The sequence below is a fragment of the Micromonospora sp. M61 genome, from assembly GCF_018070245.1.
Lineage (GTDB): Bacteria > Actinomycetota > Actinomycetes > Mycobacteriales > Micromonosporaceae > Micromonospora > Micromonospora zamorensis.
In genome coordinates, this window is the sequence record NZ_JAGPYA010000008.1 from 31,567 (window position 1) to 48,028 (window position 16,462).

Here is a 16,462-nt window from a genome sequence, read left to right on the forward strand (position 1 = left end):
CCCCCGGCGGCTTCGCCACAGTCGGGCCTAGGCTATCGCTCCGGGTTCATCACCGACGCGCGGACATGAGGTGGATTGAGTGCGGAAGTTGACGTTGCCGCAGTTGGAGCGGCATTTGTTCGCGGCGGCGGACATCCTGCGGGGCAAGATGGATGCCTCGGAGTTCAAGGAGTACATCTTTGGGATGCTCTTCCTGAAGCGGGCGTCGGACACGTTCGACGCCGAGCAGGAACGAGTGCTTGAGCGGTTCAAGTCCCGCGGCGAGGAGGAGGCCAAGCACCGGGCCGAGCAGCCGGAGTCGTACCGAGAGGCGTTCTTCGTCCCGTCCATCGCCCGCTGGCACCATCTGCGCCGGCTGCACGATAACGTCGGCGACCAGATCAATAAGGCCCTCGCCGCGCTGGAGCACGCCAACCCGGACTCGTTGGAGGGCGTGGTTCAGCACATCGACTTCAACCGGCAGGTCGGGGCCTCCCGGATCCCCGACAAGCGGCTGCGGGATCTGATCGCGCACTTCAGCCGGCACCGGCTACGGACCGAAGACTTCGAGTTCCCCGACCTGCTCGGCGCGGCGTACGAATATCTAATCAAGGAGTTCGCCGACTCAGCCGGTAAGAAGGGCGGGGAGTTCTACACCCCGCGCGCTGTGGTCCGGATGATGGTGCGCCTGGTGAAGCCCGAAGAGGGCATGAGCGTCTACGACCCGTGCTCCGGCTCCGGTGGCATGCTAATCCACACCAAAGAGTACGTGGAGGAGCACGGCGGCGATCCCCGCAACCTGGTCCTCGCCGGGCAGGAGGCCGCCGGCAGCGTCTGGTCGATTTCCAAGATGAACCTACTGCTGCACGGCATCCCCGATGCGAAGATCGAGAACGACGACACCCTCGCGAACCCGCGTCACGCCCACGGCGGCCAGCTTGATGTCTTTGATCGGGTACTGTCCAACCCGCCGTTCTCGCTGAACTACTCGCAGGACGGCATGCGCTACAGCAACCGCTTCCGCTGGGGCTGGGCGCCGGAGGGTGGCAAGAAGGCCGACCTGATGTTCGTCCAGCACATGGTCGCCGTGCTGAAGGCCAACGGGACCGCCGCCACCGTCATGCCGCACGGGGTGCTGTTCCGCGGCGGCGCCGAGCGGGAGATCCGCACCAACCTGCTCGATGACGACATCATCGAGGCGGTCATTGGCCTGGCGCCGAGCCTGTTCTACGGCACGGGCATCCCCGCGTGTGTGCTCGTGCTGCGCGCCCGTGGCTCCAAGCCGGTCGAGCGGGCCGGCAAGGTGCTGTTCATCAACGCTGACCACGAATACAGCGCTGGCCGCGCGCAGAACTACCTGCTGCCCGAGCACATCGAGAAGATCGTGTACGCCTACGAGGCGTTCGAGGACATCCCGGGCTACGCGCGGGTCGTGACCCGCTCCGAGTTGCGCGACAACGACGACAACCTCAACATCCGTCGATATGCCGACAACGCCCCGCCACCAGAGCCTCACGACGTGCGCGCCCACCTGCACGGCGGTGTACCGAAGGCCGAGGTCGCCGGCAAGGCGAACCTGTTCGCCGCGCATGGCTTCACCACCGAGGCCGTGTTCGTCGACCGGGACAACGCCTACTACAACTTCGCGCCCGAGCTCGACCGGGCCGTGCTCGCCCCACTTGTCACCGACCATGCAGGGGTACGCGGCCGTGAAGCCGAACTGGCTGCCGTCCAGGGGTCGTGGTGGCAGGAGCACCGCAAGCTCGTCATCGAGTTGCCGTCGACCAAGCGGCTGATGGCGGCACGCACCGAGCTGATCGAGTCGTTCACGACCGCCCTACTGCCGATCGGTCTGCTCGATCGCTTTCAGATCGCCGGCGTCATCGTCCGCTGGTGGGACGCCAACCAATACGACCTGCGCACCCTCGCGACCCACGGCTTCGGCGGCGTCATGGACGGCTGGACCACCACTATTAGCACGGCTCTGGACGACGAGAAGGCCAAGATGGACCCGCTGGAGCACCGGCTGGTGCCGAAGCTCGTGCCGGAGTACCTGGACGAGCTGAACGCTGTCGAGGCGCAGCGCGCTGAGCTGGACGTACAGATCAAGGCTACGACCGCATCCGCCGACGGCGAGGACGAGTCAGCCTACGAGGATACCCAAGACACGATCAGCCCGGCCGAGCTGAAGCGGCTGAAGTCCGAGCTGGCCAAGGTGAAGAAGCGGCAGCGGGAGCTGAAGGTGCAGTTCATCACAACCTTGGAGAAGGCGCGAGCGGACCTGACTGGCGGCCAGGAACAAGACCTCGTCATGCAGATCTGGTACGCCGACCTGGCGGCGCATCTGAACGGTTACGTCACCGCCAACCGCCGCAAGGTCATTATTGACCTCGAGAATTGGTGGGACAAGTACGCCACCTCCCTGGCTGACATAGAAGCCCAACGAGACGCCGCGTCCGCGAAGGTCACCACCTACCTTGAGGAACTCGGCTATGTCGTCTGAAATCCTAAAGCGACACTTCGGTGAACTGCCGCCAGGGTGGTCCACGGAAAAGATCGGGGACTGCCTTACCGAGGTTTCAAGTCCCATTCGGATGCGCGACTCTGAGCGCTACCCACTAGTCAGCGTCCGGCGCCGCAACGGTGGCATGTTTCATCGGGGAACGCTACAGGGTAAAGAAATCCTAACGAAGACACTGCAGTGGGTGATCCCAGGGACATTTGTCATCGCCCGCATGCAAATCGTTCACGGGGCATGCACCTTCGCTCCCGAGGATTTCGCAGGATGCGCGGTCTCCAAGAGTTATTCCAGTTTTGCATCGACGCCTCGTTGCGACGCCAAGTTCTTCTCCTGGTTGGCGCGGCATCCGCTAATGTATGCCTACTTTGTTGATTCGAGCCATGGTGTCGTAATCGAGAAGATGACATTCGACCAGGACCGTTGGCTTTCTCAGCCAATATGCCTTCCGCCCCCGGCGGAACAGTCCCGAATCGTGGAGATCTTGGACTCGGTCGAGGAATGCATTCGCTCCACGGAGCTCCTGATCACCAAACTAGAGAAGCTCAATACCGCGCTTGTCTGCGAACTCCTGACAGGCGGCTCGGATACGGATTTGGAGCGAGCGCGAGTCGGAGAAGTTCTACATAGGGCAGAGTATGGAATCTCCTCGCCCTTGGATTACTGTTCGGGTACGCCAGTGCTCCGGATGAATAATCTTAAGGACGGTGAAGTCGATACGTCGGACCTGAAGTCGACACTCCTGCCCGTACCAAGAAAGTTGATGCTTTCAACCGGCGATGTGCTCTTCAATCGAACAAATAGCTTCGATAATGTCGGGCGGACTTCCATCTGGCGCGGCCCCTCTGGGGCGATTACCTTTGCCTCATATCTCGTTAGGCTTGTCCAGGATGATCGGGTCATACTGCCGGAGTACTTAACCCTCTGGCTAAATTTAGAGGAAGTTCAAAAAGAAATGCGCCGGTTCGCCACTCCGGGGGTGCACCAGGTGAACATCAATCCGACTAACCTTAAGAAGGTCGGAATTCGATACCCGACATCCCTAGCGCAGCAAGCAGCGGTCTGCAAGCGCGTTGCGGCCAGCAGGGAGCCCATTATTCGGATGCGCAGCGAGCTGGGAAAGCTGCTTAAGCTTAAGCAAGGACTGATGGAGGATCTGTTGATGGGGCGGGTTCGCCCTCATGCGGAGGCGGTTTAGCGCATGGGTTCGGGGCCGGAGTACGAGCGGGTTGAGTTGCCGTTGGTCAAGCAGCTTTGCGGTATGGGCTGGGAGCACATCGAGTGCGCGCACTCCTCCCGACCAAACGATACCGGACGGGAAAGCTTTAATGACGTACTCCTGCTTGACCGAGTTCGCGCCGCACTGCGCCGGATCAATATTGACGATGATGGAAATCAGTGGCTCGACGATGGCCGGATAAATCAGGCGATCTCCCGGCTCACCCGGCCGCAAGCCAAGTCTCTGCTGGAGATCAACGAAGAGCTAGTTGAGACGCTTCTGCGCGGCGTGATCGTGGACGGTTGGGACGGCGGGCGCGCTCGTACCATCCATTTCGTCGACTGGATAGCCGCCGACCCGCTGGACCGTAACGATTTCCTGGTTGTCAACCAGTTCCGTGTTGACCCGCCCGGCAGCCGTACGCCGATCTATCTCGACGCTGTCCTGTTCGTCAACGGCATCCCGCTGGTCGTGATCGAGGCCAAGTCGCCTACCAAGCCCGACCCGATCGGTGACGCGATCGACCAGCTGCGTCGCTACGCCAACCAGCGCGAGTCGGTTGAGCCGGAGGGCAGCGAGCGGCTGTTTCACACCAACCAGTTCGTGGTGGCGACCTGCTTCGAGGAGGCCAAGGTCGGCACGTTCACCTCGCTCGCCGAGCACTACACGGAGTGGAAAACGACTGCCCCCGTACGGGAAAAGGATGTCGAGGCCGAAATCGGGGCGGCACGGCTGTCGCCGCAGCAGCGCCTGGTCGCGGGCATGCTGCGGCCGGACCGGCTGCTGGACCTAGTCCGGCATTTCACGCTGTTCATGCAGCCCGAGGAGCGCAAGATCAAAGTGGTCGCGCGCTACCAGCAGTATCGGGCGGTATGCGCGACGATCGACCGTCTCGTCACGGGCCGGACTCGCGCCCAGGACGGCGAGCACGACCGGCGCGGCGGGATCATCTGGCACACACAAGGCTCCGGCAAGAGCCTGACCATGGTGTTCCTGGTCCGAGCGATGCGCTCGCACCCCGCACTCGTCGGGTTCAAGGTCGTCGTGGTGACCGACCGCAAGGACCTCCAGAAACAGCTCGCCTCCACCGCCGAACTCACCGGTGAAACCGTCCTGACTGCCACACGCGTCGCTAAGGCCAAGGAGCTACTGCGCACCTCTGGCAAGGCGCTGATCTTCGTCATGATTCAGAAGTACCGCGACCCAGAGGCGAAGAAGACCGACGACGCGGCGCTGAAGAACATCGGCGAACTGGACCCCTCGCCCGAAGTGCTGGTGCTGGTGGACGAGGCGCATCGGTCGCACGGCAGCACCCTGCATGCGGCGCTTCGCAAGGCCTTGCCAAATGCCGCCCGCGTCGGCTTCACCGGCACACCGATTATCATGGGTGACAAGCCCAAGACTCACACCATCTTCGGCAACTACCTGGACCGGTACGATATCCGCCAGTCTGAGACCGACGGCGCCACCGTGCCAATCGTGTACGAGGGCCGCACCACTCGCGGCGGCGTCACCGACGCCGACGACATCGACGAGTTCATCGACCTGTACGGGCTTACCCCGGAACAGACAGAGCAGCTAAAGCAGCGGTACGCCACCAAGCGGAACGTCGCCGAAGCCGAGCAGCTTATCGCCGCCAAGGCAAAGAACATGTTGCGGCACTACGTCGGCGCTGTACTGCCCAACGGATTCAAGGCGCAGGTAGTGGCCACCAGCCGACGGGCCGCCGTCCGCTACCGCACCGCGCTGCAGGCCGCCCGCGACGCCCTCGTAGGCGATCTGGACGCCCTCGACCCCGTCTGGAAATCCTCCGACGCCTTAGAGCGCATCGATCGACTGCCCGCCAAACGGGCCGAGCTAGTGCGAGCGTGGCCGTACCGCGACGTCATCGCGCAACTCGACTTCGTGCCGGTGATCTCCGCAGCGCAGAACGACGAGACCGACATCGCGCCGTGGACAAGTGGCCATGAACAGGTCGTCGAGGACTTCAAGACCCGGAAGCTGCCGATGGCCGGCGTACCGGCCGAGCAGGCCAACCCGGTCGCCATGCTGATCGTCAACGCGATGCTGCTTACCGGCTTCGACGCCCCCCGGGAGCAGGTGCTTTACCTGGACAAGGCGATCCGCGAGGCGGACCTGTTGCAGGCTATCGCCCGGGTCAATCGCACCGCGCCGGGCAAGCGCAACGGCTACGTCGTGGACTACTACGGCGTCTCGCACCACCTGGCGGAGGCGCTCGAGGCGTACGCCGCCGACGACATCAAAGGCGCACTTACCAGCCTGAACGATGAAGTACCCCGGCTGGCCGCCGCCCACGAAGCCGTACGCCAGCTCTTCGCGCCGCTGCGCGACGTCGGTACGGTCACCGTGCAGGACGCCTGCGTGGAAGCCCTGGCCGACGAGCGGCTGCGGGTCCGGTTCGAGACCGCGTTGAAGGCGTTCACCCGCAGCATGGAGATCGTGCTGCCGTCGGAGACGGCCCTGCCATATGTGGCCGACGCGAAGGCGTTTGGCACTATTGCTCACCTGGCCCGTCGCCGCTACCGCGATCACACCTTGTTCGACGTGCGGGTGTATGGCGAGAAGGTAAGGGCGCTCATCGATGCCCATGTCCAGGCGCTGGGCATCGAGCAGAAGATCCCGCCGATCTCGATCACCGCCGCCGACTACGCCGATAAGGTCAGCAGACTGACGAGCCCGCGAGCCAAGGCGTCGGAGATGGAACACGCGATTCGTCACCATATCAGCGAACGGATGGACAGTGACCCCGCGCACTACGCGCGGCTGTCCGAGCACCTGGAACACGTGCTGAGCGAGCTTAAGGACCAGTGGGAACAGCTCGCCTTGGCGCTCGCCGACTTCCTGCCGGTGGTGACCGCCGGTCGTACCGAGGCCACTGACGGGCTCGACCCGCTCACCGAGGCGCCATTCCACGACCTGCTCATTCAGGCGCTGACCGAAAACAGCCGGGAGGTCACGCCAGAGCGGGCCGGGCCGTTGCGCCAGGTAACGATCGACATCGTGCACCTGATCAGGGAGGACGTACGGCTGGTTGGCTTCTGGGACAACGCCCACAAGCGAGAGCAGTTACGCCGCGCGGTCATCCACCGCCTTGATGACACCAGGATGGAGGACGGCAGCGACCTATTTGACTACGCCTGGCTCCGTCCCCTCGCCGACCGACTCCTCGAGTTGGCCAAGCACAACCATCACCGACTGGCGTCGTCGTCGTGAGCGTGACAGAGGCGCTGCCCGACACCATGCTGATCGGGGACCTTCAATTCGCGGTTCGCGAGTCGTCACGCCGAGCCACCGTCGGGATCACCGTCGACCGGGACGGCTCGCTACAACTTCACGCGCCCGCAGCCTGCCCGCCGGACGCGCTCGCCGCGTGGGCTCATTCCAAGCGAATTTGGGTGTACCGCAAGCTCGCCGAGAAGGACCTGCTGTTGTCGACCCGGCCGACGAAGGAATTCGTCTCTGGCGAGGGGTTCTCGTACCTGGGCCGCAGCCACCGGCTGTTGGTGGCCGACGCCGAATCTGTCCGGATGGACCGCGGCCGGATCGTCATGCCCCGCGCTGCGATCACGAGCGGCACGGCGGGCACGGCACTGATTCAGTGGTACCGCTCGCGCGGCAAGCACTGGTTACCAGGCCGGCTCGTGCCATGGTCCGCCCGCACGGCATTACGAGCCAGAGCTGTCGAGGTGCGGGATCTCGGCTACCGCTGGGGCTCCCTCAGCAGGAACGGCACGCTGAACGTCCACTGGGCGACGCTTCAGCTTGCGCCTCGGCTGATCGACTACGTCCTCGTCCACGAGCTGGCGCACATCCCACATCCACAGCACACTCCCCAGTTCTGGGCAACGGTCGAGCGCGCCATGCCTGACTACGAACGCCGGAAAGATGACCTCGTGGTCGTCGGAGCAGGTCTATGGCTGGGCTAAATCAACTCGTTCGTTCGGCGCCTACTGCCTCCGGCCGTCGCCGATACGAAGCAGAGGAGCGAAAAGTCTTCTCTGAGAGCGAACACCATAGTGACCCTTAAGGTCGCATCAATGGGACTTGATGGAGCGACTATCCGGACGTGTTGGCATCAAAAGGTCTGGGCGGCGTCAAGGATTCGGTGTGTGGCCTGACCATCGGAACGGCGGTCAAGATGGGTCCGAGTGTCGCTGGCGGGTGGCGCAGGCGGTACGGCGGGGTGACCGCTTGGTCGGACGGGCCGCTGGTTTGTGTCCGATGGGCGACTTTCACCGTCTCGCTGCAGAGCTACTCGGTATGAACGATGCGCATCTTGCAGACGCTGCAGCGGCAGCACGAGAGTCGCATAGACCCGGGGGGCCAACAGATGGGACTGTTTGGACCGAGCAACCCGCTTGACGAAGACCTGCGACGAGCCCTAATCGGAGATTCAGGTTCCGATCGCAAGGTGGTGGCGAAGGCTCAGGCTGCGATTCGGAGCTCTCTCCGATCGGGCGAGCCGGTCCGGGCCATCGCGGTTGATCAGTTCATGGGTTGGCCGATGCTTGTCGTGACAGACCGTCGATTAATGGTTATGGACCGAGGCGGGAAGTCGCTGCAGAAGAGCCTCGACCCCGAGCAGATCGATCAGGCTGCGCCTGCCGCCTCCGGCCTTGTCCGTGTCCTGACCGATGACGGTGATCTTGCCGTGAGGCTACGGGATTACGCCTGTGCTCGAATGTTCGTCCGCGCCGTCAACGACTCGCTGCTGTCCCGACGCCCGCGGACAATTCCGACGCTCTATCCGAAGTTCTTCCTCGAATTGCTGGCCGCGGCGGACACGCCAGCGACGCCGACCAACGTGAGCCGGTTCGTGGAACGGGTCTTTGTCATGATCAAGGGCCAGGCGAACGTGTTCTTCCAGCAGCTGGACGAACCGGCAGCTCAGGCTGAGTTCAACAACCACTTCGACGGTGGCGGGCCCGAGGACCGGGTCCTCAACTGTGTCGATGACATGATCGACTGGCTGTGGAAGTGGAATCCCGCCTGCCACCGCCCCTTGGAGCGCACAGTCCGGAGTATCCACGATGGCTTGCTGATGCCCCACAGCTTCTTGCACACCAACGGCGGCGACATCACGCCGTGGTCCGAGTGGGCGAGCAAAGCCTAGGCCGGGACGCCAAGGTACGAACCGACTGTTGAACTGGACGCCTAGGACCGGACCATGGAGTTTCGCGAACTGCTCAGCCGCATGGCTGCCGTCGAACAGATGTGCGATGCCGCGCGGCAACACAACGACATACCGTTGTTGGAGTCGGCAATTGACCAGGTACGTTGGGTTCTCTCACAGATGTCTCCCGCCGATGCTTTACGACCGGATTTCAGCGTCGAACTCGCCCGCTGCCTGAGCCTGAAATACCGACTCACCGGAGAGATTTCGGCTCTGCGGGAGTCCATCGCGGTGCTGCGTACGGCGGCGTCCGCCGTCGCGGTGACTGACGCAATCCAGCTGGTATGCCTGAACAACCTGGGCAACGCCCTAGCGGACTGGCATCAGGCGACAGGCGAGGCGGCGGCACTCGAAGCGGCTGAGGCAGCGTTTCGGCGCGTTGTAGCTCTGATGTCGGACGCGGACATGCGTCGGCCCAACGTCCTGAGCGCCCTCGGCGACGTCCTCTACCAGCGATACCGGGAGGGCGGCCGACCTGCGCTCCTGGACGAGGCGCTGGCTCTGGTGCGGTTGGCTGTCGATTCGATGACCGCGTCATCTCCCGGGTACGCCGTCGCTGCCAACAACCTCGCGAACGTCCTGCTGGAGCGTCATCAGATCACCGGCGACTCCACAGCGCTGACCGAAGGTGCGGCGAGGCTTCGATCAGTGCTGACCGTCCCCAACCTTGACCCGGCCGACCACGCGTTGGTCCTCGGCACACTCGGCACCGCCTTGGTGCTCGAACATGAGGCGACAGGAAATGCTGAGGCGTTGATTGAAGCCGAGCGCGCTTTGGCGACGACGCTCGAGCTCACTCCACCTGGCGGCACCCTACGCGCCGGCTACCTGAACACCCTCGGTAACGTCTACTCCGACCGCTTCCGAAGAGCTGGCGACCGTGAAGCCCTCGACCGGGCGACGCTCTTTTACCGGCAGGCAGTCGAGGCTCTCGGCCACTCCGACACGTCCTATCCAGCCTTCATCGCCAACCTCGCCAACACCCTGGCCGACCGCTACGAGCTCTATGGCGACCTGCCCGCGCTCAACGAGGCAGTCGCACTACTCCATCAGGCGATGGATCAGTCGGCCCCATCCGGTAGGGCTCTGATCGGAAGCAATCTCGGTGCGGCGTTGCTGCGCAAGTACCAACGCGAGCGCGATCAGGTCGTCCTCAATCAGGCCATCTATGCCCTAGAGAACGCGCTGCATGTCGCTGACATTGGCGACACCCGCCAACCAATGATCCTGAACAACCTCGCCAACGCGCTACACGAGGCATATAAGCTCACGGGGGATGCCGCGCGGCTGCGGGATGCGCAACGGTGCTATCGCCAGGCGGCCTCTGCCGGCGGTGATGGCGATCCCATTACGGCGATGGCCTTGAGTAACCTCGGCAATGTCTTGGTCGATGTCCACCAACGCTTCGCCGACCAGGATGCCTTGGCGGAGGGCATTGACGCCCTACGCGAGGCTGCCAGCCACACCCACAGTGGGCATGCCATCCGGGGCCAGATCCTGACCAACCTTGGCTCGGCCCTACGCACGCAGCACCGCCTTACCCCGTCGGAGGGACTGGCAGCCGAGGCGGGCCAGGCGTTCGCCGAGGCGGCACAGCTTTCCTCTACCGCTCCCCGACGACGGGTCGCCGCAGCCCGCGCATGGGCTGAATCGGCGGTGGCGACAGACGGCAACGAGGCGCTGCACGCCTACCAGTTGGCGGTGGACCTGCTGCCGGATGTTGCCCCTCACCACATGCATCGGCAAGATCAAGAGCATGGCTTGACCAGCCTGGGTGGCCTCGCCGCCGATGCCGCGGCAGTTGCCCTCGCCGGTGGCGATGTCATGGAGGCCCTGAGGCTGGTCGAATCCGCCCGTGGCGTCCTTGTGAGCCACACGATCGACCGGCAGCACGATCTCGCGCTGCTGCAGAGGGAGGCCTCTGACCTCGTCCACGAATATACGGTGCTGCGGATGCAGCTCGATGCGCCCACGAGCACGATCACGTCGCCACTCCTGGCCGCAAGCCCGACGGGCAACAAGACCCGACGCAGACACCCCTCGTACGCCGACGAGGTGGAGCGGCGCAGGGAGCTGACGGAACGATGGGCCCGGCTTTTGCAGGACATCCGCAACCGTCCCGGGCTCGAGGGCTTCCGCACCCCGCCAACCGCAGCCGACATTCTTGTTGACGCCGGTGACGGCCCGGTTGTCGTTCTCAACGTCAGCCGTTACCGCAGCGACGCCCTGATCATCCTGCGGCGTCGCGTCTGGTCCATTCCACTACCAGCGCTGACTCCCAAATCAGTGTCCGAGCAGGTGATGGCGTGCTCCAGAGCGTTGGGCGAAGCCCACAACCCCCATGCGCCGATCATGGAGCGTCAGATCGCCGAGAACGAACTCCTGCAGATCCTTGCCTGGCTATGGGACGCTGTCGCCCAACCCGTCCTGGACGCACTCGCGCCGTACCTGTCGGGCACACGCCGCATCTGGTGGGTGCCGACCGGACTGCTCAGCTTCCTCCCCATTCACGCCGCAGGCCACTACGACAAGCCGGCCACCACCCTCCTCGATCGGGCCGTCTCGTCCTACGCCCCGACCATCCGGTCGCTCGGCCACGCACGACGCCGACGACCATCGTCAGCGGCGCGTACGCTCCTCGTTGGCATGCCGGAGACACCCGGCTGGGCCGCGCTGCCCGTCGCCGTCTCCGAATGCGAGGCGGTTGCTCAACTCGTCCGATCTGCCACTCGGCTCGTCGGAAAAGACGCAGTCAGGCAAAGACTGATCGCCGAACTCGGCCAGCACCAGCATTTCCACTTTGCCGGTCATGCCCACGGCAACCTTGCCGCACCTTCGGACGGACGCCTGCTCCTACACGACCACGCCCGAACCCCATTCACCGTCGCTGACGTGGTCCGACTCGACCTGACCGGCGCCGAACTCGCGTTCCTGTCCGGCTGTGACACCGCCCTGTCTGGTATCGACCTGGCTGACGAAGCGATCAACCTCGCCTCGGCCTTTCACCTTGCCGGTTTCCGACATGTTGTCGCTAGCTTGTGGGCCATTAACGACGCGCTGGCCCACCAGGTGGCCGCGCCGGTGTGGCGCTCGGTCAGCGACCGTAACACGACGGCGAGCATCGCTGCTGCGACAAACGAGGGCGTGCGCGCACTGCGCGATGCATGGCAGCGCTGCCCCTCACGCTGGGCCGGCTACATCCACGTTGGCCCCTGACGACGCCGAAGGGATCAACACCATGGTGATCGACAAGGCCGGACTTGCGACGTTATGCGACTTGCTCTGCTGGCTCGCACATATGCGGCTGACCCCCGAGCAAGCTTCCGAAGCCCAGGCCTTGATCACGGCCGCCCGCCGCGGCGAATACCTCGGCGATCGACTGGTGACATTCGCCGCGCAGTTCGGCGTCCCCCTCGAAGTTGGCCACCTGCGCGGCGGCAACCCCGGAACCCTCATGGGGGCGACGGAACATGTCTCCATGCAGATCTACGCCTGCCCCGCCGGTGAATGCAGCCGGCGTTGGATACGGCGTCCCGGACGCGACATCCCGCTCTGCGTTGTCAGTGGGCGCCAACTGCACTGCCAGCGCTCATGACGGGCTTCTTCAGCGAACTCGGCAAGCAACTGGCCGAGAAGTGGGTCTCCCTGCTGGTAATGCCCGGTCTGCTATTCGCTGCCACAGTGGTGACCGGGCTCCTCGCCGGACACCGGCACGCCTGGGATGTCGAACGGCTCGTGCGCCGAGGTGACCAACTCGCCACCTCGATGCAGAAGACCGGCACCACTGCTGTCCTCCTAGCCGCGGCCGCCGTCCTCCTAGCCGCCGCGGCATGCGGCGTCCTGGCACGCGCCGTAGCGTCGCTCGTCGAGCAGGCATGGCTAGGACGATGGCCCGCACCCTTGCGACGCTTCAGTACCTCCCGCACCCAGGCGCGGGCAGCACGATGGACCTACCTCTCAGAGCAGTACGAAGCCGCGGAACATGCACCTCCCGCTGTCCGGGACCGCCTCGCGGCCGACCGTCGGCAAGTCAGCGGAAGCGAGCCGCAGCGCCCCACATGGATGGGCGATCGACTCTGCTCCGTTGACGCCGTCATCTGGGCCGAATACCGCCTCGACCTCACCTCGGCGTGGCCCCGGCTCTGGCTGCTGGCCGCCCCCGAGTCACGGACCGAAATACAATCCGCGCGCGTTGCCTTCGACCGGGCGACGCTACTCGCCGGGTGGGGTGTCCTCTATTTGCTCGTCGGCATAGGTTGGTGGCCAGCCATCATCCTCGGAAGCATCGTGTGGTGGACGGCCTGGCGGCAGGGCAGGAGCCGAATCGACGCCTACGCTGACCTGGCCGAAGCCCTCGTTGATCTCCACATCGGCCAACTAGCGGCGGCATTGTCCATCCCCTCAAGCGATCCCAGCAACACCATCACTGGCGTAGGCCGGCAGATCACTGAGCGACTCCGCAAAGGCCGCTAGACCCAAATGCCGTCACCAGCCTGTCCATGGCGCCCCGCAGCATTCCGACGGTGCGCGAGTCCCTGGCCGCGCACACCCTGCACGAGTGCTGCCAGATCGCCGACACGGCCCTTGCCGCCCCCAGCCCGGATGCAGCCCGGGCCGCGGCGGCCGGTGCTTCGCGTCAGCTCCGTTCCGGCGACGGCGTGTCCGTGCGGTGAGCCGGCCACGGTCACCAGCGGTCCGTCGTTCAGATTGTCCAGCCTGACGGCGCCCTCCACGTCAGGGCAACAGGCGGCCGGCGAGGCTGCATTGGATCGACCCGGCTCGTGCCCGCACGCCAGCCGCTGAACGCATAAAGTTTCCTGGCTGCTTCCTCACCGCTTCACAAAGGCGTCCTTCGATGGCCACGATTGTCAGAGACGGTTGCCGTCCACCCAGTGCTGAGGAGGCCCCTATGCGGGTAACCCGAGTCCCTGCCCGTTTTCCGCGCATCACGCGCCATGCCGCTGCGGTCGTCCTCGCCGCCGTCGCCGCCCTGGTCGGCGTCAGCGCACAGCCCGCGTCCGCCGCACCGCCCGGGATCCCGTCGAAGGCAACAGCGCAATCACAGCTCAACGCCCTGACCGTGGCAACCCAGGGCTCGACCAGCGGCTACTCCCGGGACCTGTTCCCGCACTGGATCACGATCAGCGGTAGCTGCAACACCCGCGAGCAGGTCCTCAAACGCGACGGCACCTCCGTCGTCGTCGACAGCTCCTGCGCGGCCACCTCCGGCCGCTGGTACAGCCCGTACGACGGCGCGACCTGGACGGCGGCCTCCGACGTCGACATCGACCACGTCGTCCCCCTCGCTGAGGCGTGGCGCTCCGGCGCCAACTCGTGGACGACCAGCCGCCGGCAGAGCTTCGCCAACGACCTCACCCGCCCGCAGCTGATCGCGGTGACGGACAACGTCAACCAGTCAAAGGGCGACCAGGACCCCTCCACCTGGCAGCCGCCTCTCTCGTCGTACCGGTGCACCTACAGCAAGATGTGGATCACTGTGAAGTACAACTGGAGCCTGAAACTGCAGTCGTCGGAGAAGTCCGCCCTGCAGAGCATGCTCAACACCTGTAGCTCCTGAGCGCGATCCGGCTGACGGTCTGGCGCCCCGAGGCGCGGACCGTCAGCCGGGTGCTAGGTCTGCTGTGGCGGCTGGCTGTCGCCGGACTGCTTGCGCCATTGGCCGCCCGCGTCGGCGGCGAGCAGACGCTTGACCATGGCGAGCGCCTCGTCTTCGGTGTCGAACTCCCACCGGAGCACTCGGCCGGTCTCGCTGTCGCCGGCTCGGGCGGTGACCTTCCACCGGACCTCGCGGACGAGCCACACATCTCGGCGGCCCAGGCGCCCCCAGATCCCGTTCCACCAGCGCGCCGCCACATCCTCCACGAGCGCATCGTACAAGCGTACGAACGACGGATGATGTTGGGTAGCGATGTGGCCAGGCTGGGGTGGTGTCGTTCTCTGATCGGACCACGGGCCGCTTTGGCTCTGGTCGGTTGGCAGCCCATGCCGACGTCACTGGTCCTGGGGGACAGGGCCCTCGTACCGGAAGGTTGGCGGGTCGACCTCGCCGGCGCAGCGGAGGTAGCGGTGTTGCACCGGCGGGCTGGGATGATCGCGGGCACCGAGGTAGGCGCCGCTCTGCGGCAGGACGATGGCCTGCGGAAGGGACCCGTCGTCGTCAACCTCAATGTGGGTGAAGCGGCCGTCGGCGGGTCCGCCGAGCAGCCATGCCTCGACGGCGGGCATCAGCGACTCACTGTCAGTGCGGCGGCGGCTGTCAGCAGCCCGGCGACGGCGGCGAGGAGGGCGGCCGTCGCGCCGATGAGGCCAGTAACACCGGCGAGGTGCTCCAGCGGTGTCGGCCTGTCCGTGCGCCGCGATCGGCTGCGTCCACCCCGGGTCATGGCTGCGCTCCTTCGTCGTTGGATGGGACGTGGCGTCGTCCCTGTGGAGGTACTTCAGCAGTGGTGGTCCAACTGATCAATGCCCGATCGGATTAGCTGTGGACAACTCAGGTGCCTGTGGATAGCCGGATGATCACTGCGGGCTCGTGAGATCATGCGCCGCTCTTCGCCGACCCCGAGCGAGATGGGCCGATGAGAACGCCGTCGTGAGCCCACACGTGGTGACCGTCGGGCCATTGAATAGCTGGCCCGTCGTCGGCATGGAGACGGTCCTGCTCGTCGAGTGTGAGCAGGGTGGGTCGCTCGCTCATGACCACGGTTCTGGGGAAGGGCCACCAGGGTCCGCTGGTGAGCGCGACGTCGCGGCAGCCCTGCCAGGCGGTGCCGGGGTCGGTATCGAAGATTCTGCGGTAGGTGTCGATGGCCGCTAGGACCATGAGGTCGGGGTAGAGGCACCAGGCCGGGTCGAAGAATCGGTCGTTGAGGTCAGGTGTGCTGTAGCGGACGACGGCACGGGCTTCGTCGTTCTGGTCGACGAGCCCGTGCTCGTCGGGCCAGTACCAGGCCGGTTGGAGCGTGTAATCGGCGCTGATCGCGCGGTCGATCGCCGACCACTGAGGGCTCAGGACGTGCCGGTAGGTCTGGTGCACGGCGTGAAGCACGGGCCGCAGCGCCGATCGCTCGGACGGCAGGACAGGCGGGCACCGGTAGGGGCGCTCCATGAGGTCGTACCGCTCGTCCATGCCGTCGTAGCGTTGCTCGCCGTAGAACCCCTTGCGTTCGAAGTAGGAGTGGAACTGACCGAAGGCGCTCAACCGCTCAGTGTCGCTGGCCCGATCGATGAGTGGGGCGCGGGCTGCGGACAACGCCTGGTTCAACACCGCCCGACGCACGGATTTGACGAGTGGAGCCTGCCCCTCGTCGAGGAAACTCCTGATGAGCTCGAGAGCGGCCCGGGGAGACGGGCACCAGATGAACTCTGTGGGCTCGGGCCTGCCTGCGGTGCGGTAGGCGGCGCGGGCTGCGGCTTCGGCGGCGTCGTGATCGGCGGGTTCGGTTGTCAGGACTGCGCGGGCCCAGGTGCGGGCGATGCCGTCGGTGGGGTAGGCGGATGTGTTAGAGGGCTCCACGGTTCCATCCAATGCGTG

Annotated in this window: 12 protein-coding genes and 1 pseudogene; 10 read left to right on the top strand and 3 right to left on the bottom strand. The window is 65.0% G+C overall.

Annotated features, from left to right (window positions below; genetic code table 11):
* Positions 1-79: 79 nt before the first annotated feature.
* The 10 genes and pseudogenes from KBX34_RS06925 to KBX34_RS06970 all read left to right on the top strand — a co-directional run bounded on the left by KBX34_RS06925 (position 80) and on the right by KBX34_RS06970 (position 14,488).
* Positions 80-2,482 (top strand): class I SAM-dependent DNA methyltransferase, encoded by a 2,403-nt coding sequence (locus KBX34_RS06925; RefSeq protein WP_210923858.1) that lies wholly within the window; start codon positions 80-82, stop codon positions 2,480-2,482.
* A gap of 91 nt (positions 2,483-2,573) precedes the next feature.
* The gene (locus KBX34_RS06930) at positions 2,574-3,695 is read left to right on the top strand and encodes a restriction endonuclease subunit S (protein WP_210923860.1); all 1,122 of its coding nucleotides are present in this window, start codon (positions 2,574-2,576) and stop codon (positions 3,693-3,695) included.
* Between the two features lie 3 nt (positions 3,696-3,698).
* Positions 3,699-6,950, top strand: a complete 3,252-nt coding sequence (locus KBX34_RS06935; protein ID WP_210923862.1) for a type I restriction endonuclease subunit R — start codon at positions 3,699-3,701, stop codon at positions 6,948-6,950.
* A complete protein-coding gene (locus KBX34_RS06940) occupies positions 6,947-7,663 on the top strand; it encodes a M48 family metallopeptidase (protein WP_210923864.1) in 717 nt (238 codons plus the stop codon). Before KBX34_RS06935 ends, KBX34_RS06940 begins: the two co-directional genes overlap by 4 nt.
* 350 nt (positions 7,664-8,013) lie before the next feature.
* Positions 8,014-8,850 carry a hypothetical protein gene (locus KBX34_RS06945; protein ID WP_210923865.1) on the top strand — a complete coding sequence of 279 codons (837 nt, stop codon included), beginning with the start codon at positions 8,014-8,016 and terminating at the stop codon, positions 8,848-8,850.
* A gap of 54 nt (positions 8,851-8,904) precedes the next feature.
* Positions 8,905-12,126, top strand: a complete 3,222-nt coding sequence (locus KBX34_RS06950; RefSeq protein WP_210923867.1) for a CHAT domain-containing protein — start codon at positions 8,905-8,907, stop codon at positions 12,124-12,126.
* Between the two features lie 22 nt (positions 12,127-12,148).
* The gene (locus KBX34_RS06955; RefSeq protein WP_210923869.1) at positions 12,149-12,505 is read left to right on the top strand and encodes a hypothetical protein; all 357 of its coding nucleotides are present in this window, start codon (positions 12,149-12,151) and stop codon (positions 12,503-12,505) included.
* Positions 12,502-13,383 (top strand): hypothetical protein, encoded by an 882-nt coding sequence (locus KBX34_RS06960; protein ID WP_210923871.1) that lies wholly within the window; start codon positions 12,502-12,504, stop codon positions 13,381-13,383. The genes KBX34_RS06955 and KBX34_RS06960 overlap by 4 nt, the downstream gene beginning before the upstream one ends.
* A gap of 11 nt (positions 13,384-13,394) precedes the next feature.
* A pseudogene (locus KBX34_RS06965) lies at positions 13,395-13,583 on the top strand (hypothetical protein); the annotation flags it as partial.
* 236 nt (positions 13,584-13,819) lie between these two features.
* Positions 13,820-14,488: an HNH endonuclease family protein gene (locus tag KBX34_RS06970; RefSeq protein ID WP_210923875.1), complete on the top strand. Its 669-nt coding sequence runs from the start codon at positions 13,820-13,822 to the stop codon at positions 14,486-14,488.
* Positions 14,489-14,541: 53 nt separating this feature from the next.
* Here the strand turns inward: KBX34_RS06970 and KBX34_RS06975 are convergent, their stop codons facing one another.
* From KBX34_RS06975 to KBX34_RS06985, 3 genes are all read right to left on the bottom strand, one after another.
* Entirely contained in the window at positions 14,542-14,793 is a 252-nt protein-coding gene (locus tag KBX34_RS06975; protein WP_210923877.1) for a hypothetical protein, read from the bottom strand.
* Positions 14,794-14,922: 129 nt separating this feature from the next.
* Complete coding sequence (locus tag KBX34_RS06980; protein ID WP_210923879.1) at positions 14,923-15,156, bottom strand: hypothetical protein; 234 nt, start codon at positions 15,154-15,156, stop codon at positions 14,923-14,925.
* A gap of 310 nt (positions 15,157-15,466) precedes the next feature.
* Positions 15,467-16,444 carry a DUF6745 domain-containing protein gene (locus KBX34_RS06985; RefSeq protein WP_210923881.1) on the bottom strand — a complete coding sequence of 326 codons (978 nt, stop codon included), beginning with the start codon at positions 16,442-16,444 and terminating at the stop codon, positions 15,467-15,469.
* Positions 16,445-16,462: the final 18 nt, after the last annotated feature.

Coding starts and splice junctions, on each gene's coding strand:
- KBX34_RS06930 (WP_210923860.1), top strand. CDS start 2,574: ATGCGCGACTCTGAGCGCTACCCACTAGTCAGCGTCCGGCGCCGCAAC.
- KBX34_RS06935 (WP_210923862.1), top strand. CDS start 3,699: ATGGGTTCGGGGCCGGAGTACGAGCGGGTTGAGTTGCCGTTGGTCAAG.
- KBX34_RS06950 (WP_210923867.1), top strand. CDS start 8,905: ATGGAGTTTCGCGAACTGCTCAGCCGCATGGCTGCCGTCGAACAGATG.
- KBX34_RS06955 (WP_210923869.1), top strand. CDS start 12,149: ATGGTGATCGACAAGGCCGGACTTGCGACGTTATGCGACTTGCTCTGC.
- KBX34_RS06960 (WP_210923871.1), top strand. CDS start 12,502: ATGACGGGCTTCTTCAGCGAACTCGGCAAGCAACTGGCCGAGAAGTGG.
- KBX34_RS06970 (WP_210923875.1), top strand. CDS start 13,820: ATGCGGGTAACCCGAGTCCCTGCCCGTTTTCCGCGCATCACGCGCCAT.
- KBX34_RS06980 (WP_210923879.1), bottom strand. CDS start 15,156: ATGCCCGCCGTCGAGGCATGGCTGCTCGGCGGACCCGCCGACGGCCGC.